The organism is Rhodobacteraceae bacterium M382 (assembly GCA_025141015.1).
In the GTDB taxonomy this organism is placed as follows: Bacteria; Pseudomonadota; Alphaproteobacteria; order Rhodobacterales; family Rhodobacteraceae; genus Aliisedimentitalea; species Aliisedimentitalea scapharcae.
Genome location: CP081098.1, coordinates 4,274,538 through 4,300,139 on the forward strand (window position 1 = coordinate 4,274,538; position 25,602 = coordinate 4,300,139).

Sequence of the window (25,602 nt, forward strand, 5' to 3'; positions counted from 1 at the left end):
TCCGGCTCAGCGACCTGGTGTCCCGCAGCAATCCAGATGACACCTAGGACACATATCCTGCGACGACCTGCAACAATTTGAATGCGGTCTGGGCATCATTTTCAACCACCGCCAAAAACTCTTCCTCGCCGATCCGCAAACAATTCAGATCCGTGGCAGCCACCATGCTGAGCGCGCGTGGCTCCTTGCGGATAAGGCCCAATTCACCCACAAGCCGCCCCGGGCCAACCGTGACAATCAGCTGATCCTCTGTCTCGTCCTGGGGCAAATACAAACCCGCTTCGCCATCGATCACGACATAGGCACCGTCTGTCGGCTTGTCCCCTTTGAGGAAAACGACCTGCCCCGGTTCTGCCGTGTACCAGCGTGCGCCAAAAGCCAGCAACCGCAGCTGTTTGCGGTTAAGCCCGGAGAACAGGTCAATCTGCTCCAGCGCCCGCACTTTGAGCGCCAAATCCTGACTGGCAGCCCCGTCGCCTGCGACATCCACATGGGGCTCCTCGCTGACCAACCGTCCTTGCCGCAGCTCAAAGAACGTGTCGAACACGTCAGCGCTTTCAAAGCTGTTGTTCAGATAGATCAGCGTCGTGTCCGGCAGCAGCTTGCGCAGGTTCTTGTAGACCGACACTTGGGTTTCGAAATCGTAGCTGGCCAACGCATTGTCCAGGATCAGAATGTCCGGCTTTTTGATTGTCGCCCGACAAAAGGCCAATGGTTCAGCAAACACCTGCGCCAACCCCTGGCCGCCCAGCGCAATGGGCATATCGTAGATCAGTGCCACCACCATGTCGCGCAGCCCGTGTTGCACCAGCAGATCCGCCACCAGATTCCGCAGCTCGTCCCCCTTGCTGCCCGCGTTCTCTGAAACTTTGCCATACATCGCGTTTTCCAGAACCGTCAGGCCCGGGGCAAAGCGGTCCCGCGCCAGCGGTTCGAACAAGTCGCCCAGCGTTTCCAAAATCTCGGCCGCATGTCCGCGGCGCAGATCCAGTATCCGCTGTTTCATTTCATCGCCAAACCCAGGCCCGATCTGTTCGGCCGAGATCCGCAGGGGCACAATCAACAGCTCTACCAGCTCATCAGGTTCCAGCGCCTTGACGCCACCGTCCCGGGTTTTCTCCACCAGCGCCAGCGCAGCATCATAGGTGCGTGGCTCAAGCCCCAATTTGCGGAACAACGGGTGATCAGTCCCATCCAATCCAAAGATCTGGCGCAGCATGTCAATCACGTCCCGGGCCAGGGCGACCAGGTCATCATCCAGCTTGAGCTCGGCCAATTTTTCCAGGAACCCGGACTGACCCACCATCATTTCCTTGGTAATCGGCTCCCTTGGCGAGGCAAACAGCAGGTTATCGGCCACCGGCAGTGCGTGATTGTATTTTTCCGGGTCCAGAAGAAAGGCATACTGGCGCAGGCCGGCCTCGTCGATGGCTCCCTGTATCGCTGGCCGCAATTCAATCAACCGGGCCACCAATTCAGGATGGGCGGCCGGATCAAAGTGCTGATCAATCCCGCGTCGGAACAACGCCGTTCCTGATCCCATACCTTCGACGATTTGCAACCACCAGGCGCGCAATTCGTCATCATTGGCCAGCCCGGCGATCGACGGATCAACCCAGGGCACGTCAAAGGCATCCGGGCTGTTTCCTGCCCGTGACGCGTCGGCCTGAACCTTGGGGTCGTCAGACTCCTCTTGCGGACGCGGACGCATTGCCATCATGACATTGTCGCCAAACGTACCCTGGAACATCACTGGCCGTGACGTCGCATGACCGATCCGCGCTGCGACAATGGATTGGTGCAGTTTCGTTGCATCCTGATCCCCAAACCGCAGCTTGCCAGCCGACGGCAGCAATTCACGGGTTAGCAATTCAGCCATCGCGCGGCGGTCTTCTTCGCTGGGGGCTGCAATCCCGATAACCTTGCCCGCCGGCAGCGTTGCGCTCAGATCCTCTAAGACCAGATTCCCGTCACTGTCGCGCACATTTACCCCCTCCAGCACGATATCACCGGACAGATGCGACACTTGCTCGGGCTCGCCCTTCATCAGGTCGTCATCCACCATCCCCGCCGGGGCAAAGCGTTCCAGGATCACGTCCCAGCGCAGCGCCATATCCTGTGTCTGGTTGTAATAGGCCAACAATTCCTTCCAGGGGCTCGACAGATCCTTGTAAGCGCCCAGTGCCGCCACCAGCGCCCCCAGCGACACGGTGCCCTGAAGCACCAGAAACCCGCCAACCGAATAGAAAAAGAACGGGGTCAGGTTCCCGATGAAGTTGTTGAGGAACTTCATGAAGAACTTTTTCTGGTAGATGATAAAGCGGATCTCATACAGACGACCCAGGCGCGACGTGATCATCGCCAGCCGATAGCGCCAGCCCCCGTTGATCCGCAATGTCGACGCCCCGGCTGCGCTTTCCCCAATCTCCGAAGCCAGCGCCCGCACTTCCTTGATCCGCTTCTTGTTCAGAAGGTTGATCTGTTTTTGCAGCTTGGGGATCAGCCAGGCCTGTAGCGGAATCAGCGCGACAGCGGCCAGCCCGAACCAGACACTCTGCAGAAACAAAAAGGACAGAATGGTGATCATCTGACCGGCCTGCAGAACCGGTTGACTGATCGCATCCCCCATCAAACCGCCCATCGGTTCGCTTTCGGCGGTGACCATCGACACCAATTCGCCCTGGCTCACCCGTTCAAAATAGGGCTGCGGGAACCGCAGAACCCGCGCGATCAGCTGGAACCGGAAACGACGCAGCATGCGTTCGGCCAACACACCCTTCATCGTGTTGATCCGCATTTTCATCAGCCCATGCGCCAGAACCGACAGCAGATAGGCGATACACAAAATCCCCAGGAACATGATCTGTTCTACAGGAATGCCAAAGACGTCAATGACGGCGGTCTGTGATCCGATGGCATCGTTGATGATGCGTTTAGGCAGCTCAAGCGTCAGGTAAAGCAATGGAAACAAACTGGTCGTGACAGCCAACAGGATCAGTTGGTCACGTTTGGAGTACTTCCAGATGAATCCAAAAAGGGTACGTTCGATGTCAATATTCCAGAAAATAAAAAGCTCTGTCCGCGGGTTCAGCGCCAGATTAGCAAGTTGCAGAGCAAACAGGCAATTGGTTTCCTAAAATAACCGGTGTGAAACGGTTCATTTGCAGCCCTCCGAAAAATCCGTAAGCTGTGAGTGTAACCGCGCTCAAACCACTCGAGGATCGTGATTTTGTTAACGTCTGTCGGCACTGTTCTGCTGTTGCTCTGCGCCCTGCAGATTAAACATATGTTTGCCGATTATTACATGCAGACGCCCAAGATGTTGTCTGGTCGGGGCGAATACCTGCATATGGGACGTGCTCAGCATGCGGGCATTCACGCGATTGGATCGTTTCTGGTGCTGGTGCTGTTTGGGGCACCGTTTTTGTTTTCCCTTGTTTTGGCCGGTGTCGAATGGGTGGTTCATTTCAACATCGACTACTGCAAAGCCCGCTATTCGGACGCCAAACAGTATACCCCGACACAGGCAGGGTTCTGGCGTGCTGCGGGTACAGATCAGGCGGCTCATCATCTGACGTATATCGCGATGGTCTGGGCCTGGGTGGTTTTCACCGGGTAGCCCACGACAGGCGTTGGACGTTGATCAGGTTGGCGCATCTGCACCGGTTGTGGCAGATCGCAAGTCCGCCGGAGCATTTTCCGCTTGATATTGATCCCCATGAACATCCGGGCGTGGCGTTGCGGCAAAGACCGGAACCGGGTCGGCGTAGCCTTTGAGCGGAATTGCCGGAAGTTCGTCGAAATCGACACCCGTCAATCCGCGCGCTGCGTCTCGTGTGGCCCGATCTGTCAACACTTGATCAGGTGCCGCCTTGGAACACAGGCGGGCCGACAGGTTTACCGTTGATCCCAACACAGTGAAATCCATACGATCACGCGCGCCCATGGCCCCCATGACGACCACGCCCGAGGCCACACCAATGCCAACATGCAGTTCATGTTCCGGATGCTCTTCGAGCAGGCGGGCCATGGCCCGCGTAATCCCCACTGCACACGACACGGCGCGCCGCTCCATGTCATCGCCTTCGAACACGGCGACAAGGGCATCCCCGATGAATTTGTCGACATCCCCGTGATGCTGGACGACGATATCTGTCTGCGCGTCGAAATACTGATTTAGAACCTCGATCACCCGTTCCGGCGGCACGCGCTCGGAGAATTCGGTGTAGCCACGAATATCGGTGAAAATCACTGAAACGCGCCTGCGTTCGCCGCCCCGCTCCATTCCGGTCTCTTCGGCGTTCTGAATGGCCGAGACTGTTCCGTGCGACACGAATTTCATCAATTCGACCCGCTCTCCCAGATGCGCAATCATCTGATTGAAACGGCGCGCAAGGTCGCCGATTTCATCGCGCGACCGAACATCCTGAACCCGGGCGCCAAAATCACCGCTCCCGACCCGTTCTGCCACCTCACCGATACGGAGGATCGGCCGCGTCAGGCGACGGGCAAACAGCATTGCACCCAAGCTGGCGATCGCAAACCCAACCAACCCGACCACGAAAATCTGTCGGGTGATCGCATTGACCACCGCATAGGCATTTGCTTCGCTCAGCTCGGTGATCACAGCCCAGGGAAACCAATCGGGAAAGGCATAAGCCCCAAGCATCGCCTGGCCGTCAGGACGCACATAGGGTTCCAGCGCGTCGGCCCGCGCCCCGGCCACAATCAGCGGCAGGGCGGATTGAACGATCTGCCGCTCTGTCAGCAATTGCATATCATCGACCAGAACGGTGCGACCGGCCTGATCAATCACAGTGATTTCGCCCCGTTGCGCAAAGGGATGTCGGCGCACCATCTCTCCCAGCATGGACAGGTCGACCTTGGCCACCATGGTGACACGCCGGTTTGCGATCTTCTGGTTGAGTGGCAGAGCCAACGTCGCCATCCAACGACCTGTTCCCGGCAGTCGCGACACCAATGGGCGGCCAAACTGCCCGGTCGCGGCAATGGAGCGCAACAGATCGGGCCCGGTTGTGAGCGCTTGGACCGGGTCAATGCCGGCCTCGACCAGCTTTTGCGAAAACGCTTCGTTGGTGACCAGAATAGGCTGCGGTGCGCCCTCGACGCTAAGCTGCAGCGCCACCACATCCGACAGTTCCTGAAGCCCCAGCGTCAGCAGTGACATCTTTTGCGCAACGCCCAGATCGATGCTGTCCACCCCATTGCGGATCACCATCAGCGGGGTCAACCAGCGCCCCTGAAACGTTGCATCAAAATCTTCACGCAATTGCGCGGCGACCAGGGTCAGGCTCTCGTTGGCGGCGCTTTTCAATTCGTCCCGTGTCAACTGGGTCAGATTTTGTGCCACCATCACCAAAGGTGCAACCGCCAGGGCCGCTGCAAAGACAAAGAACTTGAGGCGCAAAGGAAACCGCATGCCCGGCAGATTAGAGGAATCCGCCGGGAAGTCACCGGTATTGCGCAGCGCGGGCTTGTTTTTACGCTTTGACGTGCCTTAGTTTCGGGCAGTTGCGGTGACCTGGAGCTGATCCTGCGCGACACCGCAGGCCAACCCTGTGCTGTCACGTGCCGTCAAGGTCACGGTGTAGGTTCCGGCGGATTGATATCCGTGACGCGCCACGCGCCCGGTTGCCTGTGCTCCGTCGCCAAATGACCAATCCAGCATCACCCCATGCCCGTCCGGGTCTTTGACCCGAGCAGGTTCAAACCGTTCGATGTCAAAGGATCCGCCAATCGACACAGTCCGATCCTCACCCGCATCCAGCTGCGGCGCAGCATTGACCAAAACCCGTGCAGTATCGCGTCCCGTGTCACATGCCGCGGCACCACTGTCATCGCGCACGGTCAAGGTAACCGCAATGTCGGCGGCGGACTGGAACACCCGTTCAACCCGCGGACCCGTCAGCACCTCTCCGTCCGAAAATTGCCATTCCCATTCCGTCAGTTTGCCATCCAGATCCGAGGACGCCCCCGCGTCGAATACGACGACGTCTCCGGGGCAGACAATGCGATCAGCCCCGGCCAAAGCGGTAGGCGCGGCATTGACACGTTGATAGACTTCGATCCGGCGCTGGCTACCGGGGAGGTTGGCCCCGTCGTCCAGAACCGCCGAAACGGGATACAGACCGGGTGCCGAAAACGCGTGGCTCACGGCCGCGCCCTCGGCTTTGGTCTCCCCAAAGTTCCAGGCGACCGCAGCGCCTTCGGGCACCTGAACCGACCATGGCACATCCTGTGCAGGGCATACCTGACCCGACAGCGCCAACCCTGGATCAGGGGCCGGTTCAACAGTGATCGTATGGCGGCGTTCCACAACCGAATTACCGACACCAGCATCATCATAGACACGCAGGATCACCGGATAAGTCCCGGCCTGCGTATAGCGGTGGCTCACATCAACCCCAACTGAACTGGCCCCATCGCCAAATTCCCATTCGAACAGGGCAATTGCCCCGTCGGGGTCAAACGAACCCAACCCGGTAAACGTCAGCGCTTCACCGATCGACGCCCGGTCCGGTGCGGAGAGTTCGGCCACGGGTGCAGCATTCACCATGATCTTGCGCACAGCTTCGAGCTGGCCACAGATCCGGCTGCTGTCGCTTGAGCCTTCGGGCAATTGTGCAGTGGCTTTGACCAGATATTCGCCGGGCTCGGCGTACACATGCGATAGGGACGGCCCAGTTGCCGTCGTGCCATCTCCCAGATCCCAAGTGATTTCGACCCCATCCAACGGCAGATCTGTGCCCCCTTCGCGCAGGCTCAGCGACATCAAGTGGTCCAACCCCTGAGCGGCACGGTCGTTGGTCTCCACCTTCAATTCGGGCGCTGCGATCACTTTGTAGATCGCCGTGTCGGAATCCAACGGGCTACAACCGCCGCGCGCCTCGCCGGTAATCGTCAGCGTGACCGTATATGTGCCGGGGCGGGAAAAAATATGCAGCGGGGTTTCGCCATTCGCCGCCTTGCCGTCGCCGAAATCCCAGGCAAAGGCGTTCACTGCACCATCCGCATCGGTCGATCCCGACCCGTCCAGACGCACCTGCTGGTTCGAACATACAGTGCGGTCCGCCCCCGCATCCGAAATTGGGCCCTCGCGCACCAATGCCGCGATGCGATCCATGGCTGTTCCCCAATCGGTGCCGGTTTCATTGCGGATTTTCAGCGTAACCGGGTAAATACCAGGTTGTTCATAGGTCTTGGTCGGGTTGATCAGATCCGAAGTATTGCCGTCCCCGAAATCCCATTCATACAGCAACAGCCCACCGTCCGGGTCGGCGCTGGCCGACGCATCAAACAGGATCGGCTGGCCGGAACAGACATCCCGGTTGCCCCCGGCATCCGCCATCGGGCGGGCCCGCACGGACACCGTTGTGGCGTCGGTGGACAGGGCGTTGGACAATCCTGTGCCGTCGTCCACCAACAGGGTCACCGGGAACTTGCCAGCCTTGTCATAGGTATGGGATATCGTCTTGCCAAAGATCGGCCCCGACCCATCGCCCATGTCCCAACGATAGATCAGCGGATCACCGTCAGCATCGGCTGACCCAGAACCATCCAGCGTCACAATCAAACCATCTGAGATCACCGGATCACCGGCATCTGCAACGGGGGCGCTGTTGACCCGGATGGTCACGTCATCATCAGCAACTGCATTCAACACGCCGCTGTCATCGGTAACGACCAATTGCGCGCTCCAGGTTCCCGGCGCGTCATAGGCGCGTTCAACCCGCTGTGCATCCAGCGGCACGCCCAGGTCATCAAACTCCCAACGGTAGGAAATGATCTGACCATCCGGATCAAAGCTTTGGCCCGCGTCAAACACCAGACTGTCTCCCGGCGCCACCAACCGGTCGGCCCCTGCCACGGCCACAGGTTGGGCATTGACGGTGATCAGGGTCTCCGCCTCATCCTGTGCAGGAGGGCCGGGGAAATCGTCGGTAACCGTCAATCCGATGCGATACAAACCAGGGTCAGAAATCTGATGCGCCGCCCGTTCTCCAGTGGCTTGGCCGCCGCCAGGGAAGGTCCACAGATATTCGGAAATCGCGCCATCGGGATCAATTGATCCACGCCCGGACAACAGGAACTCTTCGCCGGGTGCCACGACCTGGGGGCGGCCGGCGTCGGCAATCGGAGCGGCATTCACCGTGACCCGCATCCGGTCGCGCGCCACATTCAGCGGCGCGCCGCTGTCATCGCGCACCCGCACGGACACCTCATAAACACCCGGACGTGCATAGACATGGCGCGGATTGGGCCCCTGCCCCGTGCTGCCATCGCCAAAATCCCAGAGCCATTCGGTAATGGTGCCATCGGGATCCGCCGATCCTGCCCCATCAAATTGCACCTCGCTGGCACTGACAAATTGGTCCGCACCCGCATTCGCCACAGGGGCTGCATCCACACGAACCACACGGGTCGTGCTTTGCAACGCCGAAGCGGTGCCACTGTCATCTATCACCGTCAGTGTAACCGTGAATTCACCCGCTTGCGTCCAGGCATAGGTGACCAGTGGTCCCTCGCCAGATGCGCCATCGCCAAAGTCCCAGATGTAGGACAGAATCTGCCCGTCGGCGTCGCTGGAGGCCCCTGCATCCAACAACGCGGCCTCGGACACGGACACCGGACGATCCGGAATGGCGAACACTGGCACCGGCGGGGCGTTGACGCTGATCTGCAGGTGATCCACGGCCGAAGCATTGGCGACACCGCTGTTATCCGTCACGGTCAACCGAACCGTATAAACCCCGGAGTCCCGGTAGATGTGGGAAACATTGGTCCCGTTCAGAACGGTACCGTCGCCCATGTCCCATTGCCAGGCTCCAACGGCCCCATCCACATCATAGCTGGCCGCGCCAGACAGAAACACCGGCTGGTCGACAACCGCGCTCTGATCCGTGCCCGCTTCGGCGACGGGGGCAAAGTTCACAGCAACCAGCCGCGTTGCCACACCAAAGTTACAAGGATGCTGGCTGTCATCCTCGACCCGCAGCACCGCACGATACTGTCCCGGCTGGGCATAGACATGGGTTGCGCGCACCGATTGGGCCAGCGCTCCATCGCCAAAACTCCAGCGATACCGGGTAATCGGGCTGTCCGACGGGTTCGACCCACCGCCTTCAAAGGCAACCGCCTGCCCGGGTGCAACCACGATGTCCGCCCCGGCGACCGCCACAGGGGCATTGCGCACATGCACTGGCACATCAATTTCGGCACCACGGCCCGGACGAATGCCCTCTTCGAGAACACGCAAACGCGCCGTATAGCGCCCTGGTTCGCTGTACCGATAGGCGATCACCGCGTCCTGAGCGCTTTGACCGTCCCCGAAACTCCATTCGACTCCCAGCGGTGTCAGACCGCGCGACAGGTTGCCGTCAAAGGCCACCGACCGGCAATCGGCCAGAGGTCGCGCCGTACCAACCGCCGTCGGGCGCTCTGGTTCCGGTGCGCGCAACGGGGGCATCCGCAAAGGCAGCGGATTGCCGTCGCTATCATAGACTGCGAGCGTGACGTCATTTGGGGTTTCAAACCCACCCGACAGCGACAACGACAGGTTGCTCTCATCCACCATGACCTCTGCTGAGCGCCAATGGTCCTGCCCGGAAATCGGCAAGTCGATATCCTTGTATTGGGTCAACAGCGCCAGGCGACCGTTGGCTCCATCAAAGCTTTGGACGGTCAACTTGCCCGGTTTTGGGGCGTCAAACCAAACCTGCGTCGGGGTGGCACCGGCCTCCCATCGCACGGTGGGTTGATAGGAAAACATCTCAAGCCCGTCTGGCGCGCGATCCCGATCCCGCGACAGGCTCACCCCCACAGTAAACCCATTGCCGTCATCACCGCCGGTGCCCTGCACGTCGATGCGGAACCAGGCCCGTTCGCCGAGGATCTCGCCCTGTCGCGTCCGCACTCCGGTCAGCGTGACCCACCGCTGGTCCGTCGCACGGTCATTCCCGTATAGTTTTTCGGTCAGCATCTTGCCCGGACCGGTCACGGGGACAGATTTTGTCAGGCGCGGTTCACGCGCGTCATCGGCGACGGCCACGGGACGCTCGGCAGCGCTAAAGGCACCTTCGCCCCCAAACACCCGAAACGCAGTTTCCGCGTTGCCGGTCCCCCCATAGGTGAAATCATCCTGCCCCGAGGTTTCGGGGTCAAACACCCGGATATAGATCCGGTCGCGCAGCCCCTTTGGCACACTGAAGAACACCTGTTCACGCCGGTCCACATCGCCTTCGCGACTGGGCGCAAGCGCACCATAGACAACCAATTTTCCGGTATCCAGTCGCGGCCCGTCAGCGTCGGCAACTGGTGCGAGACTCAACACTGTCGCAACGGCCAGCGCCACAGCGCGGGTTGCCCTCCTTGTGAATTGTGCTGTCATCCGTACCTCGTTGTCGCATTTCCCAGGGGGGTCTTCATCGAGACCCCGGTTAGGCCCATCCCAGTGCTATTCGTATGCCGCGTTTCCGGCGTAATCTTCGATGATCAACTCCACCAACTCGAGCTCCCCAGGCTCGGCCGGCAGGCTCGCCGAACATATATTCTGTGCAGCGTTGCACCGCAGGAAGCCTTCACGCTCCACGTCTCCGATGCGCAGTACATAGGACGCCGCCTGTCGCAGACCGCTGGCGTCAGTGGCCTCCACCTTCAGTTCGATCGGACCATTTGCCCCGTTCGGCCGCCCCAGATCGACATTGATGATCTGCGGCGGGTCCACATCCAAGAGGGTTTCCAACCGCAGAACTCGCAGATTCCCCACTGCGTCTTCAGCGACCAGTTCGAATACGTTCTGCCCCGGTTCCAATTCCGCATCGATCAAAAACCGGCCATCCAGCATGGCAAGCGGAGCATCATTCAACATCAGCCGCACCGCATCTCCCGCATCGCCTTCCAGCCGCAACTCCGGCTCGCCGGTGGCCTGCGGCGGTGGCAAGTCCAGATCCAGATCGGGCGGCGTCCGGTCTTGCAACGCCGAAAACGCTGCTCGGCCTTCGACTGCTCCGGTCGGAGACAGGATCTCTACCCGGTACGTCGACGGCTCTTCGTTGACTGGTACAGAGAACCGGAACCCACCATCCGGACCGATACGGGACCGGACGGTCTCGGCTTCGGAACCAATCACAACCATATCCGCCCCCGGAGCCGCGGTACTGAACCCCCAAACCGAAATCTGTTCCGTGCGTGTGGCAAGCGCCTGACCTGATCTGGGAATTTGATCCGAGAACGTGATCGAAACCTGCTCGACGGGACGGTAGACTACCGAAATGGCCCGTGTCGTCCGATTCCCCGCAGGATCCTGAGCATCAACACGGATCTGGTTTTCACCCGGTTCCAAAGTCAGCGTCGCGGCAAAGCTGCCATCCGCACCGGGTTCCAGCCGTTCCCCATTCAGGTTCAATATTGCATCCGCTTCGGTCACGCCCAGAAATTCGACCTGGGAACTGGTCACCAGGCTATCCGTGGCAGGTGACAAAACTGTCAGGAATGGCGGGGTTTCGTCTATACGCATGGTAAAAACACGCGGATGACTCCACGACCCCGGCAAGCCCAACAAATCAATCGCCGCAACTCGCCAGTGGTAGTCTCCCGGTGCCAGATCCCGCGCCTTGAACCCCGCCTCGGGGATCGCCCACTCGGACACCTGCATCTGGTTGAAACCGGGGTCGCGTGCCACTTCGAGCCAGTATCCTTTGGCATCCTGTACCACAGCCCAGGCCAGATCGACCTGACCGGCATAGGCAATGGCCTCGGCTGCGGGCCGCGTCAGATCGACCGCACCCAGAACATCCGCCCGTTTGGCGTCACCGCCGCTCAGGACCACGCCCTCGTTCGCCCCGACCATAATCGTGTTTTTTCCCTGCTGGATTGCCAAATCCGGCCCGTCGTAATTGACAAACCGCGCGCCCTTCTGGTCGTTCTTGATCCAGAAGTCGGTGGAATCCGTCGTCGTCTTGACTCCGGGCACATCGATTTCAAAGCTGGTATTGTCCGACAGCTGGTTCAGCAGCGCATAGAAATCCCCGTTGACCAGCGACACTTTGGTCACTTCGCCTCCGGTCAGCGGATCTGACCGCATGCGCTGGATGGTGGCGTTGGAATTGGCATTCAGACGCAATCGGCTGAGGTCGCGAAAGGTGATCTGCGTCGTCGAATTCGACAGCGTGCGCATGCGCTCGAATTCGACCAGAACATCGTTGAGGGTCCGCCCGGACCATGTCGGTTCCGCGGGTGACCGCCCTTCGACGCTGCCCTGAACGTCCGACACCACAGCTTCGGCTGAGCGATCCCGCTGGGCAACGGAAATGGCCAACGCCTCTTGTGCAAATCCCGTGGCAATATCGGACAGCGCGACAACATCCTCCCATTCACCGACTGCACGTTGCAGGCCGGCCTGTTCGCGATTGTTGATGGCGCTGTCAATTTCGACGGGGGCAAAGATCTGCGCCCCCTCTGCATTGGCTTTTTGGATCGCATCCAGCGACGCGGTCAAAGCAACATCAGCCGCCCGCACCTGTTCGACCGGCATACGTAACTGCACGCCGGGAACCACCTGGGCAGGAGAGAGGATGCCATTCAATGTCAGAACCACCGGCCACAGGTCCGGGTCCTGCAGATACTGCGCGGCCAACTCACGCAGCGTATCACCGGCCTGAAACTCGATCACCGGCATCGGAGCATTCAACTGATTTGCTCGGACGCCGCGCGCACCTCCTGTGCCTATCGCCACAATCAAGAACGTCAGGGCCATGACCTTGAGTATTCCGGTGCGCATTTGGATCACATGCGATGCCTTTCCAAAACGGCGAGGTCGAAAAAATTTGACTTGAATAGACACCATTCTTGGCTGCCAATCCAATTCAGGCAAGGAAATTCACCTATTTGACGGATTCAGGATGACTTTGCGTTAACCATGTCCGTCATAGCTTCCTCTTTGTTTCCAAAGGGGAAACAGCCCGCACTCGCCCCATGGGACCGTCAGCTCTCAACTTCGCGCTTTTTTCGGTGCTTGCGATATCCTGACAAGGAATCACTGCAAATCCCGCATGGTCCTAGCCGGATATTGGTTCATTCTGCTTGATCGACCGCAAAACCACATTGGTCTGTGCGCTGGCAACGGCGGGCAGGCGAAACAGGAAATCTTCGAGAAAGCGATTGTAGACTTCCAGATCCTGGGTCAGCACCCGCATATGGTAATCCGCCTGCCCGGTGGTCGCGTAACACTCCACCACGGCGTCATGGCGTTCTACGGCCTGGATGAATTCGACGATCCGTTCTGGATCGTGACGGGTCAAATGCACATGCACAATTGCCTGAAACCCCAACCCCATACGGAGCGGATTGACCACGGCACCATAGCGTTCGATCACGCCCGCCTCTTCGAATGCACGCACCCGGCGCCACAGCGCCGAAGACGACATGCCCACAGCTTCGGCGAGATCTGCATTCGACATGCGGGAATCTCGTTGCAGCAACATCAGGATGCGCCGGTCTCTGCTATCCAGGATCATTGGGTATCCCTTTCAGAATTTCATTATCTTCTGGAAACTCTACCCGAATTATCTCCATTCCAGAACATTATTGGAAGAATTCTCCACCAATTCGAGGGTATTTTAACCGTCACTTCGAAACCCGCGCAAGGACAGCCCAGCAATGACCCGGCTCACTCATGACTTTACCAGCTACCAGTTGGACGACCGCTACACCCGTACGACCGGTCGGGTTTTCCTGACCGGCACGCAGGCGCTGACCCGGGTGATGCTGGATCAGGCGCGTCGTGATCGAGACGCCGGATTGAACACCGGCGGTTTTGTCTCTGGCTATCGCGGTTCTCCGCTCGGAGGGGTGGATCTGGAGATGTGGCGGTCGCGGGACCGATTGAAGGAAAACAACGTCACTTTCATGCCCGCTGTGAACGAAGACCTGGGGGCAACAGCAATATTGGGCGCGCAGCAGGCAGTGTTGGACCCTCATTGCGAGGTCGAAGGCCTGTTTTCCATGTGGTACGGCAAGGGCCCCGGAGTGGACCGCTCTGGCGATGCGTTGAAACACGGCAATGCCTATGGGTCATCAGCCAAAGGCGGCGTGCTGGTGGTGGCCGGAGATGACCACGGGTGTGTCAGCTCATCCATGCCGCATCAGTCGGATGTGGCGTTCATGTCGTGGTTCATGCCGGTGCTGAACCCGGCCACAGTGGATGAATTTCTGAGCTTTGGCGAATACGGCTTTGCGCTGTCGCGCTATTCGGGCACTTGGGTCGGGTTCAAGGCCGTGTCCGAAACCGTCGAAAGCGCCCGTTCGGTTGATCTGCAACCCGACCGGGCATTCACCCTGCCTGATCTGCCCGACTATCCCGGTGGGCTTCATGTGCGTCTGGCCGATCTGCCCAGCCCCGAAATCGAAACCCGCATCCAGGCCAAACTCAAGGCTGTGCGCGCCTTTGCCGAAGCCAACCCGATTGATACGCGCGTTTATGACACCGAAAATGCCAAATTCGGCTTTGTCACCACTGGCAAGGGGCATCTGGATCTGATGGAAGCCCTGCGCCTGTTGGGGTTGGACGAAGCCGCCTGTCGCCGTCTTGGAATCGACATCTACAAGGTCGGCATGGTCTGGCCACTGGCACGACGCAACGCCTTGCGGTTCGTAAACGGCAAAAAGGAAGTGCTGGTCGTCGAAGAAAAACGCGGCATCATCGAAAGTCAGTTCAAGGAGTATTTCTATGACTGGCCCGGCAACAAGCCGGACAGGATGGTTGGAAAATACGACAGCCACGGGGAACCGCTGGTCCCCTGGACCGGAGAGTTGAATCCGCAGATGCTGGCCCCCATTGTGGCTGCGCGGCTCGACAGTTTTTTCCCAGAAGAAAACTTGCCCGCCAAAGCCAGGGCGCTGGTCGATACTCCGCCCACCCTGCTGAACATATCCGGAGCCACCCGCACCCCCTATTTCTGTTCGGGCTGCCCGCATAACACCTCGACCAAAGTTCCCGAGGGCAGTGTCGCCAAATCCGGCATCGGGTGCCACGTGATGGCCAGTTGGATGGACAGGGAAACAGCAGGCTACGCCCAGATGGGCGGCGAAGGCGTACCTTGGGTTGTCGCGTCGAAATTCAACGGTGGCAAACACGTCTTTCAGAACCTGGGCGAAGGCACTTGGTATCATTCGGGGTCTCTTGCCATTCGTCAGGCTGTCGCTGCGGACACAAACATCACTTACAAGATCCTTTATAATGATGCCGTAGCCATGACCGGGGGCCAGCCGGTCGACGGCCCCGTCAGTGTCGTGGGCATTGCCCAGACGTGTCGCGCCGAAGGGGTCGACCGGATTGCATTGGTGTCAGATGACATCGCCAAATTCACCCGTGCCGATTTCCCCGCGGGCACCAGCTTTCATGATCGGGCCGCCTTGGACACCGTCCAGCGTGAGCTGCGTGAGATCAAAGGTGTGAGTGTTCTGATCTATGAACAGACCTGTGCCACGGAAAAACGCCGCCGCCGCAAACGCGGCACAATGGATGATCCCAAACGGTTTGCCTTTATCAATGACCTGGTTTGCGAAGGGTGCGGCGATTGTTCCGTCGAGAGCAACTGTCTGAGCGTCGAGCCGTTGGAAACCCCGTTTGGGCGCAAGCGCAAGATCAACCTGAGCTCCTGTAACAAGGATTTTTCATGTCTGAACGGATTCTGCCCGTCCTTTGTCACCGTCGAAGGTGCCACCCGGCGCAAACGTCAGCCCGCCGGACTGGATGTCGCCGAGTTGACTCAGGGCCTGCCCACCCCACAGCTCCCCCCTCTCACCACAGCCTTTGATCTGTTGGTCACCGGAGTGGGGGGAACAGGTGTCGTCACCGTTGGTCAGTTGATCACCATGGCCGCCCATCTCGAAGGGCGTGGGGCTTCGGTTCTGGATTTCACCGGGTTCGCCCAGAAATTCGGGACGGTGTTGTCCTATATCCGGCTGGCGGAGACACCCGCAGGCGTCAACCAGGTCCGCATAGATCCCCGCGCGGCGGATGCTGTCATCGGGTGTGACGTGGTCGTCAGCTCGGCCCCCAAAGCATCCGCGCATTACCGCCCCGGCACCCGTATGGTGCTGAACACTGCCGAAATGCCCACCGGAGACTTGGTCTTGCACCGGGACGCCCGGCTAAAGGTCGCCGAGCGCCACAACGCGATCGCCGGTTTGATCGGTGCCGAAAACCTCAGCGGCTTTGACGCCAATGAAGTTGCAGAAACCCTGTTGGGAGATACCGTTCTGGCCAACGTGATGATGTTGGGATTTGCCTGGCAAATGGGTCTGGTCCCGGTCAGCCAAATTGCACTGGATCAGGCGATTGTTCTGAACGGCGTCGCCATTGACAGGAACAAGCTGGCCTTTGCCATCGGGCGGGCGCTGGCCGCCGACCCCGCACGCCTGTCCAGCCACTATGCCGAACCAGAGGATCAGGAGGAAACGCTGGACCAGATGATTGCCCGGCGCGTCGCCTTTCTAAGCGGATACCAAGATGCTGCTTATGCCAAGCAATATTCGGATCAATTGGCCGGTCTGCCAGAGGCACTGGTCGAACCGGCGGCCCGATCTCTGTTCAAACTGATGGCCTACAAGGATGAATTCGAAGTTGCCCGACTGATGACCGACCCGTTGTTCACGGATCGTCTGGGCCAGGAATTCACAGGAAACTTCAGGGTGAACTATCATCTCGCACCCCCTCTGTTCAGCCGCAAGACTGACACCCGCGGTCGCCCGCTGAAACGCGCCTTTGGGCAATGGCTGACCCCGGTGCTGTCGCTGCTTGCCCAAAGCAAGAGGCTCCGCCGCTCCGCCATGAATCCCTTTGCCTATCACGGCGAAGCGCGCATGCACCGGGCGCTGCTGGCCTGGTATCAGGATCTGGTTGCCCAGGCTGCACGGGATGCCACAGATCAGACGGTTGAGACCTGGCAGCAGATCCTGTCCCTGCCCATGGAAATTCGCGGCTATGGGCCCGTTCGCGAACAGGCCGCACAGGCGGCCCGCGAAACGGCCTTGGATCTGTTGAACGATCTGGACCGGAACGCGGCATGATCACAACTCTGATCCATCGCATCGTCGCGTGTTCGACCGCGATGGATCAGCGCGCTTGTTTCCACTGCTCCATGGCATAGGCCTGGAACTCTTCCACCTCGCCGGGTTGTGGGTCGCGCCCCGTAAAGATGCGCAGGTATTCGGGCACTGTCCCGACACGCTCTTCGTTGGGTTCGTTCAGTTGTGCCACATCATACCCCAGCTGCATGTAATACAGCACCTTGGCACGGGTTTCCGCTTCAAATTCCGGATAATCATACCGGGCAAACATCCGGCTCAGCGCCTCCATCCGGCGCTGGTCCGACCGGTCCAGCAAACTGCGCACAGGGCCGGAGCGGCGCGCCCAATCCCGCACCGCAAAGTCCAACGCCGTATTGAACAACCCCGAATTGGCCGTGCACCGGAAAACATTGCAGATCGCAGCCGTGATGGTCGGCGCGGCGCGTTCGGCCATGGCGACCATGCCCGCAGTGTTGGTTTCCTCCCACTGCTGCAACAGCGCATCCAACAGGTCCTGCCGGGATTTGAAGTACCAATAAAAGGACGACCGCGACACGGCCATACGGTCCGCGAGTGCCAGCACCTTGACCTGTTCAACCCCATCCGAAATCAGAACGTCCATGGCCACGTTCAGCCAATCCTCCCGCGTGACCTTGATATTTCCGACCAAGGGCTCGGCCTTGGGATCATCCCGGTGCAGAACAGGTTTAGAACGGGCCATGCTTGCTCCTCAGCTTTCGGGGGCAGCTCCCCCTTGTTCGGTACGACGGGCGATGAAAGATTTCAACGCATCCACCCGATCCGGATCATGCTGTGGTGGCTGGAAATTGTCCACTACCCGCTGCCAGACGCCTGTCGCGCGATGGTTTGCATCCACGCTGCCCCGTTCGGTCCAGGTGCCAAAGTTCGACCAATCCGCCACAACCGGTTCATAGAACTGATCCTGAAACCGCTCCATCGTATGGGTAGCCCCAAAGAAATGGCCCGATGGCTGCACCTCGCGCAGAGCGTCCAATGCGATATCTGCGTCCGTCGCCGGGGTTCCAGCGCACAGTTCACCAACCATCTGCAGCACTTCCAGATCAGTGATGATCTTTTCATAGGACACGGTCAGCCCGCCTTCGAGCCACCCGGCCGAATGGATGATCACAGACGCCCCGGCCATCAGGCACCCCCACAGCCCGAACTGGGTCTCATTGGCGGCCTGCGCGTCGTTGACATTGGCCGCACTGCCCCCGGCACAGCGCCACGGCAATCCAACACGCCGGGCCAATTGCCCTGCGACCAGAGAGGCGCTGAAATGTTCTGGTGTGCCAAAGGCGGGCGCACCTGATTTCATGTCAACATTGCTGGTAAAGGTGCCATAGCACACCGGCGCGCCGGGTTTGGCCAATTGAGTCAGGGTGATCGCCGACAGCGCTTCGGCATGGCTGAGCGTCATCGCGCCCGCCACGGTGATCGGTGCCATTGCCCCCATCAGGGTGAACGGCGTAACAACCGACATCTGCCCGACCTGGGCAAAGTCGATCAGCCCCTGCGCCATCGGCATGTCAATCACGCGCGGCGAATTGGTGTTGATAATCGTGTAACAATGGCTTTCTGCCTGAAATTCCTCCTCTGACAGCCCACGAAATTCGCGGATCATCTCGAACCCGTCCATCACCTGTGGGGTACCGCGCGAATATAGAAACGGCATCTTGTCACTTAGCAACAGTTCTGTTTCCGTCATCGCATAATGACGCAGATGCATCGGGATATCCTGCGCCTCGACCAAAGGCGGCACCATATGCAGAACGTCATAGGATTGGGTGATTTTCACCATTTCCTGAAAATCGCGCAAACTTCCGGGACGACGCCCCCGCACCAGATCGGTGGCATGGGGGGCTCCGGCCCCGGGTTGAAACGCCAGATTGCCCAGCTTCAGCTCCAAATCGCGGTGCCGTGCCCCGGCGCGCAACTGGATCGCCTTTGGTGCCGTGGCCAACGCCGCCTCAACCATGTCACGACCAATGAACACCATCTCGCTGGTCTCATCGACCCTGGCTCCGCCCGCGCGAAACAGCTTGCGCGCCTCGGGCAGAAGCACCTTGATGCCCAGCTCTTCCAGCACCGTCATCGACGCTTCATGCAGCGCCTCGATCCGGTCTTCGGTAAAGGCATTCATCGGCGGAAACGGGTTTTTCAGGTTTCGATAGTCCACCTTGCGCTGGGGCGACGCTGCTGCCTCGCGTGCGCGGTCACGTCCTCGTCTGCGGCTCATCCTCGCATCGCCTTTCCTGTTGGATCATAAGGGGACGCCGCGATCACCCGCGCCGTACGTTCCACACCGACGATATGCACACCCAGCTCGGTGCCTTCTGCGGATTTGTCCTGATCAACCAGCGCCATGGCCAATGACTTCCCGGTATGGTGCCCATAGGCCCCGGACGTGACAAATCCCACCCGTGCACCGTCCGACCAAATCGGTTCATACCCGCTGGCATCCGCGTCCGGTGTGTCCACCTCGAGCGTCACCTGCACCTGCGCTGGCCCGTTCCCATCACGTTCGGCCACCGCCGCCTGTTTTCCGACAAACTCCTTGTCCCAGTCGATCCAGCGATCCATGCCCGTCATGCCCGGCGTATAACCTTGGGTGAATTCCGCCGACCAGATCCCAAAGCTCTTTTCGATCCGGGTCGACAGCATGGCGTTGAATCCGACTTCGCGGATACCTTCGCGTTCGCCCGCATCCAGCAACATCCGGCGCAGGGCGATATGATCTCCATAGCGACAGTTGATCTCGTATCCCTTTTCGCCGGTCACCGACATGCGCGCCACATGCGCCTGCACCAGACCAATGTCGAATTGCCCACAGCCCATGAATTTCAACGTGCCGATGTCCTGTTCCGCCAATTTTTCAACGACGGCCTGCGACTTGGGACCAATCACGGCAAATCCACAAATTTCTTCGCCCAGATCACGTACCGAGACGCCATCCTCCATATGGTCGTTGAACCAACGCATATGCCAGGCACGCAAGTAATAGCTGCCCATGATCCAATACCGTCCCTCACCCCAATTCAGCACGGTCAGATCGCCTTTGAGTTTGCCGTTTTCGCCCAGCATCGGGGCCAGCCTGGCCCGCCCCGGAGCGGGCAGTCTGGATGCCATGATCCGGTTCAACCAGCTTTCGGCATTGTCCCCTGTGACCTCAAACCTGGAGAAACCGGTGATGTCCAACAGGCCCACACCGTCACGGATCGCCTTGCATTCCTCGGCCACGATGTCATGCGCATTCGACCGTTTGAGCGTCGGGGTTTCCTCGAACCCCTGCGGTGCGAAATACAGCGGCACCTCCAAATCCCAGCTGCATCCCCATTTGCACCCTGCTGCCGTCATCGCATCATGCGCAGGTGCCATTTTCAGCGGTCGGCCCGCAGGCAGTTGTTCGTTGGGATAGGTCATGACGAACCGGCGCGAATAGAACTGCCCGGTGGTTTCGCGGATATAGCGTTTGTTCTGAGCAAAATCGCCATAACGCGCCACGTCCATACCATAGACATCCGCCTCTGGCTCACCATGGATCATCCATTCCGCCAGCGATTTTCCAACGCCACCGCCCTGCAAGAAACCCGCCATGACCGCACAGGCCGTCCAATAGCCGCGCTTGCCCGGCACAGGCCCAACCAGCGGGTTGCCATCGGGCGAGAAGGTAAAGGCACCATTGACCCAGGTCTTGATCCCGACATCATTCAGGCACGGATAGCGTTCAAATCCCAGCATCAGCTCGTTTTCGATCCGCCCGAGGTCCTCCTGCTGCAGCTCGAATCCGTACTCCCAAGGCGCGCCGTCCTCCATCCAGTGATCATAGTCGATCTCGTAAATCCCGACCAACATCCCCTTTTGGTCCTGGCGCATATATGTGAACCCTTCGAGATCCACAGTCATCGGCAATTCACGATCCAGCGCGGCCACTTCGGGGATAGTATCCGTGATCAGATAATGGTGGTTCAGCGGTGACAGCGGCAGTTCGACCCCCGCCATGCGCCCAACCTGTTTGGCCCAGAGCCCCCCGGCATTGACCACATGTTCACAGGTGATCGTGCCCTTTTCGGTGACCACCTGCCACCCATCAGCCGTTTGGTTCAGCTCGATCACCCGGTTGTTTTCGACCACCGTGGCACCGTATTTCTTGGCCGCCCCCGCATAGGCATGGACCGTGCCGGTGGTGTCGATGTATCCTTCGCGATCGGCCCAAAGCCCCCCAAGAATACCATCACCGGACATGACCGGGTTCAACGCTACAGCCTCTTCTGGCGTGACCAATCGACAATCGTCGATGCCGATCGTCTGAAACACACGGTATGCGGACTGGAGCCATTCCCAGCGTTCCGGCGTCCCCGCCAGCGTCAGCCCACCGGTCATGTGCATACCGACCGACTGACCGCTTTCCTTTTCGATCTCTTCCAGCAAATCAATGGTATAGGCCTGCAAGGCGGCAATATTGGGGTCTGCGTTCAAAGCGTGAAACCCACCGGCCGCGTGCCAGCTGGATCCGGCGGTCAGGATCTTGCGTTCGATCAGACAGACGTCCGACCATCCCATCTTGGCCAAATGATACAACACCGAAGCACCAACCACACCGCCGCCGATCACAACGGCCCGATAATGAGACTTCATCCCTGTTCCTCCCCGGAATCACACTGTCGGCACAAGCGTATTGAGCGATAACAGCCCTGTCTAGACATTTCTGTCTAGTACTATTGGATTGCACAGATGACCCGGTTTTGCAAATCTTCAACAAATCTCGGGGAGATATGAATGCGCGTCCTTTTACTGGCTTTGACCCTTGGGCTCCTTGGTGGATGCGACCGGGAAAAACTTTATGGAAAATCCGACTATTACGATCAGCATATCCCGGAGATTCCCGTGACCATGCCGGCCAACGCCCCCTATATTTCCGAGCAATACCGCAACGACAGTTCGAAACAGCATCTGGGCATTGATATTTGGGCAAAACTGCACACGCCGGTTCTGGCAGCAGCACCCGGCGTGGTGCAGGCTTCCTTTTATGAACCAGCCTATGGAAATCGGATCGTCCTGTCCCACGGGATTGATGACACCGGAGCCGAACGTCTGACGGTCTATAAACACCTCAAAACACGGCAGGTCGAACCCGGAACACGGGTTGCCCGCGGCCAACAGATTGGAACCATGGGGGCGACCGGGGCGTTGGGGATGGCGGTGCACCTCCATTTTGAAACCCTGACCAAAGCCCGAATACGGGGCGAAGAATATTCAGATCCCCATCTGCATTGGGTGCAGGGTGTCGGTCGCGTCACCTGTTTTGACCCAAAACAGGTGTATCCTACGTCCGAGTTCCGCACCACCTATCCGGTAAAATGCAGATAGGTGACGACGCGTCCGACGCCGGCAAAGACATCGCCATATCGCTTGGGCCTCTCCTTTGGTCTGTCTCCGCCCGTTCCAACAAGTGCCGCAACTGTACTGTGTCACGATACCCCGTGGGGATACGCCGGACAGGAAAAACACTGGCCCTGTGGGGGGGGGGGGGGACACTGGCCCGGGAGGAACAACTGGGCGGGGCAACACCGGCACACCGCCCCGGTCTGGCATCAGCGCGCTATAGCTGTGCGCTGGGTCGCGATCGGATCGCCTCGTACCACGCCAGCGACGCAATATTGCCTTCGGGGATCCGCTTTTTGACCACCCGGGCAAAATCCGCAAAAACAAACGCACTGATATCGGCAAAGGTAAACGCATCGCTGGCGATCCAGCGGCTCTGTTGCAGCCGGTCTTCCAGAATATCCCAAAACAGATCAATCCGGGCCAAACCCCGTTCGGCGAGAGCAGGAATCTGAGGGAAATTTGTGGGTCCGGGAATAGCCCGGTCTTTGAAATGCGGGTTTGTATTGCGCAACGCCTCGGCGACGGCCATGCCGCCCTGTTGCTCGACAATCGAATGCCACATCAGAACCAACCCTTTTTCATCAGGCGTCCGACCCATCAACGGGAGATCGGGGAACCGTGCCTCCAGATAGGCCGCAATGCCCAGGTTCTCGGTCAGAACATGTCCCTCATCCGTCACCAGAACCGGGATTGTTGCCCGTGGGTTGACCGCCAGAAATTCCGGGCGCAGTTGCTCGCCCTTGGCGATCGACACGTCCTGGGTGTCGATATCAAGCCCCTTTTCAGCAATGAACATCCGCGCCCGGCGTGGGTTCGGGGCGGTCGAGCAATCATAAAACTTCATCTGTGTCTCCGGCTTGGTTTCCGTGCAGGTTAGACCTGCTGCTCCGACCTGCCCAGTAGAACGCCACGGTAGCTCGCCCCGTTGAACGGGTTCCCAGAAACCCAAACCCGCTGCCGCCCCCGCATGAAAAAAGGCCGCTCCGGGTTGGAGCGGCCTTCTTTTGGTGTTCACCGGTGTGGCGCTTGGCAGGTTTTCCCGGAAGGGAAAACCGCCTGTTGCCACTGGCCAGAGTTTTCTGCGAAAACTCGGCCTTACTCAGTGATTTTGGACACGACGCCAGCACCAACGGTGCGGCCGCCTTCGCGGATGGCGAAACGCAGACCGTTTTCCATCGCGATCGGGGCGATCAGTTCAACGTCGAACTTCAGGTTGTCGCCAGGCATAACCATTTCGGTGCCTTCGGGCAGGGTCACGGTCCCGGTCACGTCGGTGGTCCGGAAGTAGAACTGCGGACGGTAGTTCGCAAAGAACGGGGTGTGACGACCGCCTTCTTCCTTGGTCAGGATATAGGCTTCGGCTTCGAATTTGGTGTGCGGCTGAACCGATTTCGGAGCACACAGAACCTGGCCACGCTCAACACCGTCACGGTCGATACCGCGCAGCAGGGCGCCGATGTTGTCGCCGGCTTCACCGCGATCCAGCAGCTTGCGGAACATTTCAACACCGGTACAGGTGGTGGTTTTAGTGTCGCGGATACCAACGATTTCGATGCTGTCGCCAACATTGATCACGCCACGTTCCACACGACCGGTCACAACAGTACCACGACCCGAGATCGAGAACACGTCTTCGACCGGCATCAGGAACGGCTGGTCAACAGCACGCGCCGGAGTCGGGATGTATTCGTCGACAGCAGCCATCAGCTTCTTGATGGATTCTTCGCCGATTTCAGGGTTGTTGCCTTCCATCGCGGCCAGAGCCGAACCAGGGATGACGGGGATGTCATCGCCGGGGTAGTCATACGAAGACAGCAGCTCGCGGATTTCCATTTCCACCAGTTCCAGCAGCTCTTCGTCGTCAACCTGGTCAACTTTGTTCATGTAGACGACCATGTGCGGGATGCCAACCTGGCGGCCCAGCAGGATGTGTTCGCGGGTCTGGGGCATCGGGCCGTCAGCTGCGTTCACAACCAGGATCGCGCCGTCCATCTGGGCAGCACCGGTGATCATGTTCTTGACGTAGTCGGCGTGGCCGGGGCAGTCAACGTGGGCATAGTGACGTGTTTCAGTCTCATATTCCACGTGCGCGGTCGAGATGGTGATCCCGCGCGCTTTTTCTTCCGGTGCGCCATCGATCTGGTCGTAGGCTTTGAAGTCACCAAAGTATTTGGTGATCGCTGCGGTCAGCGTGGTCTTGCCGTGGTCAACGTGGCCAATGGTGCCGATGTTGACGTGCGGCTTGTTACGCTCAAACTTTTCCTTTGCCATGGTAAGGCGCCCTTTTAAAATGTGGGGTCGTCACCGGACCCGTTCCTCTGCGCGCGCGACATATTTGGTTCAGCGACAAAAATCAAGGGGCTCTTGAAGCACGCCCCCAAGACCACAAAGTGAATCAGCCGTTTTGCGCCGCTGAATCCAATGGGGCATTGGCGGCCGGATCCTGCACCGGTTGCGTCGCGTCAGGTGCAGGCGCGGAGTCTTCGTCGAGCGTGTCAACCAGAAGCGGACGCACCACGACCGCATCGGTGGCCGCTCCGGGACGGGAGTCGAACCAACCTTCGGCTTTGCGTTGCGCAATCATCCAGTCCTCGATCTGACCGACAGCATTGCGCGCCAATCCCAGAACCTGTTCTTCCTTGGATCGCGTATACCCCGATCCGACCACAGCACTTTCGGCCGATGTGGTTTCAAAAATGGTAAACTGCTCGACTTCCGAATTCAGCTTGGCCCCGGCGGCATCATCCCAGATCGTCACATTGACTGCGAGAACCGATTTGGGCGTGAATACCAATGGGACACCGCCTGTCGCCAGGTTGTACCCTTCGATACTGATACCAAAGTGATACAGCTGATCCCCCTGGTACTGGCCAAACCGCTCTTCGACCGCACGGGTCAGGGCGTCGGTCCATTCCTTTTTGGACGCATCGCGTGATCCGGGAACTTTCTGCAAGTTATCGGCAATCACGATGTTATGCCCCAGGCGGAACGCGCCCAAATCGGCCAAAGGCTCGTCCGGTGTCGCAGGCGTACACCCAACCACCAGCATCGTTGCAACCAAAGCGGCGAAAATTCGGATCATCTGTCGGAACCCCAAGAAAA

The 25,602-nt window shown here is 59.2% G+C and carries 13 protein-coding genes and 1 pseudogene; 3 read left to right on the top strand and 11 right to left on the bottom strand.

The features are described 5' to 3' along the window. Positions 1 to 43 precede the first annotated feature (43 nt). A complete protein-coding gene (locus K3727_19805) occupies positions 44 to 2,998 on the bottom strand; it encodes a cyclic nucleotide-binding domain-containing protein (protein UWQ93469.1) in 2,955 nt (984 codons plus the stop codon). 231 nt (positions 2,999 to 3,229) lie between these two features. On the opposite strand from K3727_19805, the gene K3727_19810 reads away from it, so the two are divergent. Then, positions 3,230 to 3,619, top strand: coding sequence for a DUF3307 domain-containing protein (locus K3727_19810; GenBank protein ID UWQ90960.1), 390 nt, complete (start codon positions 3,230 to 3,232; stop codon positions 3,617 to 3,619). A 24-nt stretch (positions 3,620 to 3,643) separates the two neighbouring features. Here K3727_19810 and K3727_19815 read toward each other — a convergent pair whose 3' ends face one another. From K3727_19815 to K3727_19830, 4 genes are all read right to left on the bottom strand, one after another. After that, a complete protein-coding gene (locus K3727_19815) occupies positions 3,644 to 5,440 on the bottom strand; it encodes a HAMP domain-containing protein (protein UWQ90961.1) in 1,797 nt (598 codons plus the stop codon). Between the two features lie 78 nt (positions 5,441 to 5,518). Next, positions 5,519 to 10,408, bottom strand: a complete 4,890-nt coding sequence (locus K3727_19820) for a PKD domain-containing protein (GenBank protein ID UWQ90962.1) — start codon at positions 10,406 to 10,408, stop codon at positions 5,519 to 5,521. Positions 10,409 to 10,474: 66 nt separating this feature from the next. Beyond that, the gene (locus K3727_19825) at positions 10,475 to 12,799 is read right to left on the bottom strand and encodes a FecR family protein (protein UWQ90963.1); all 2,325 of its coding nucleotides are present in this window, start codon (positions 12,797 to 12,799) and stop codon (positions 10,475 to 10,477) included. 277 nt (positions 12,800 to 13,076) lie between these two features. After that, positions 13,077 to 13,535, bottom strand: a complete 459-nt coding sequence (locus K3727_19830) for an Lrp/AsnC family transcriptional regulator (protein UWQ90964.1) — start codon at positions 13,533 to 13,535, stop codon at positions 13,077 to 13,079. Positions 13,536 to 13,677: 142 nt separating this feature from the next. Here K3727_19830 and K3727_19835 point away from each other — a divergent pair, with 142 nt between their 5' ends. Next, positions 13,678 to 17,091 (top strand): indolepyruvate ferredoxin oxidoreductase family protein, encoded by a 3,414-nt coding sequence (locus K3727_19835; GenBank protein UWQ90965.1) that lies wholly within the window; start codon positions 13,678 to 13,680, stop codon positions 17,089 to 17,091. Between the two features lie 46 nt (positions 17,092 to 17,137). On the opposite strand, the gene K3727_19840 is transcribed toward K3727_19835, so the two are convergent. From K3727_19840 to K3727_19850, 3 genes are read right to left on the bottom strand one after another with little or no spacing between them, the layout of a single operon-like run. Beyond that, the gene (locus K3727_19840; protein UWQ90966.1) at positions 17,138 to 17,812 is read right to left on the bottom strand and encodes a TetR/AcrR family transcriptional regulator; all 675 of its coding nucleotides are present in this window, start codon (positions 17,810 to 17,812) and stop codon (positions 17,138 to 17,140) included. A gap of 9 nt (positions 17,813 to 17,821) precedes the next feature. Then, positions 17,822 to 19,351 carry a trimethylamine methyltransferase family protein gene (locus K3727_19845; protein UWQ90967.1) on the bottom strand — a complete coding sequence of 510 codons (1,530 nt, stop codon included), beginning with the start codon at positions 19,349 to 19,351 and terminating at the stop codon, positions 17,822 to 17,824. Next, the gene (locus K3727_19850; GenBank protein ID UWQ90968.1) at positions 19,348 to 21,750 is read right to left on the bottom strand and encodes an FAD-dependent oxidoreductase; all 2,403 of its coding nucleotides are present in this window, start codon (positions 21,748 to 21,750) and stop codon (positions 19,348 to 19,350) included. Before K3727_19850 ends, K3727_19845 begins: the two co-directional genes overlap by 4 nt. Before the next feature lie 141 nt (positions 21,751 to 21,891). On the opposite strand from K3727_19850, the gene K3727_19855 reads away from it, so the two are divergent. Further along, positions 21,892 to 22,482, top strand: coding sequence for a M23 family metallopeptidase (locus tag K3727_19855; GenBank protein ID UWQ90969.1), 591 nt, complete (start codon positions 21,892 to 21,894; stop codon positions 22,480 to 22,482). A gap of 232 nt (positions 22,483 to 22,714) precedes the next feature. On the opposite strand, the gene K3727_19860 is transcribed toward K3727_19855, so the two are convergent. From K3727_19860 to K3727_19870, 3 genes and pseudogenes are all read right to left on the bottom strand, one after another. After that, positions 22,715 to 23,344 (bottom strand): glutathione S-transferase, encoded by a 630-nt coding sequence (locus K3727_19860; GenBank protein UWQ90970.1) that lies wholly within the window; start codon positions 23,342 to 23,344, stop codon positions 22,715 to 22,717. A gap of 251 nt (positions 23,345 to 23,595) precedes the next feature. After that, on the bottom strand, positions 23,596 to 24,771 hold the full coding sequence (tuf, locus tag K3727_19865) for an elongation factor Tu (GenBank protein ID UWQ90971.1): 1,176 nt from the start codon (positions 24,769 to 24,771) through the stop codon (positions 23,596 to 23,598). 271 nt (positions 24,772 to 25,042) lie between these two features. After that, positions 25,043 to 25,582: pseudogene (locus K3727_19870) on the bottom strand (hypothetical protein). Between the last annotated feature and the right edge of the window lie 20 nt (positions 25,583 to 25,602).

Bases quoted from the DNA above. Each gene is read 5' to 3' on its own strand.
- K3727_19815 (UWQ90961.1), bottom strand. From the start codon at position 5,440: ATGCGGTTTCCTTTGCGCCTCAAGTTCTTTGTCTTTGCAGCGGCCCTG.
- K3727_19820 (UWQ90962.1), bottom strand. From the start codon at position 10,408: ATGACAGCACAATTCACAAGGAGGGCAACCCGCGCTGTGGCGCTGGCC.
- K3727_19825 (UWQ90963.1), bottom strand. From the start codon at position 12,799: ATGCGCACCGGAATACTCAAGGTCATGGCCCTGACGTTCTTGATTGTG.
- K3727_19830 (UWQ90964.1), bottom strand. From the start codon at position 13,535: ATGATCCTGGATAGCAGAGACCGGCGCATCCTGATGTTGCTGCAACGA.
- K3727_19835 (UWQ90965.1), top strand. From the start codon at position 13,678: ATGACCCGGCTCACTCATGACTTTACCAGCTACCAGTTGGACGACCGC.
- K3727_19840 (UWQ90966.1), bottom strand. From the start codon at position 17,812: ATGGCCCGTTCTAAACCTGTTCTGCACCGGGATGATCCCAAGGCCGAG.
- K3727_19845 (UWQ90967.1), bottom strand. From the start codon at position 19,351: ATGAGCCGCAGACGAGGACGTGACCGCGCACGCGAGGCAGCAGCGTCG.
- K3727_19850 (UWQ90968.1), bottom strand. From the start codon at position 21,750: ATGAAGTCTCATTATCGGGCCGTTGTGATCGGCGGCGGTGTGGTTGGT.
- K3727_19855 (UWQ90969.1), top strand. From the start codon at position 21,892: ATGCGCGTCCTTTTACTGGCTTTGACCCTTGGGCTCCTTGGTGGATGC.
- K3727_19860 (UWQ90970.1), bottom strand. From the start codon at position 23,344: ATGAAGTTTTATGATTGCTCGACCGCCCCGAACCCACGCCGGGCGCGG.
- tuf (UWQ90971.1), bottom strand. From the start codon at position 24,771: ATGGCAAAGGAAAAGTTTGAGCGTAACAAGCCGCACGTCAACATCGGC.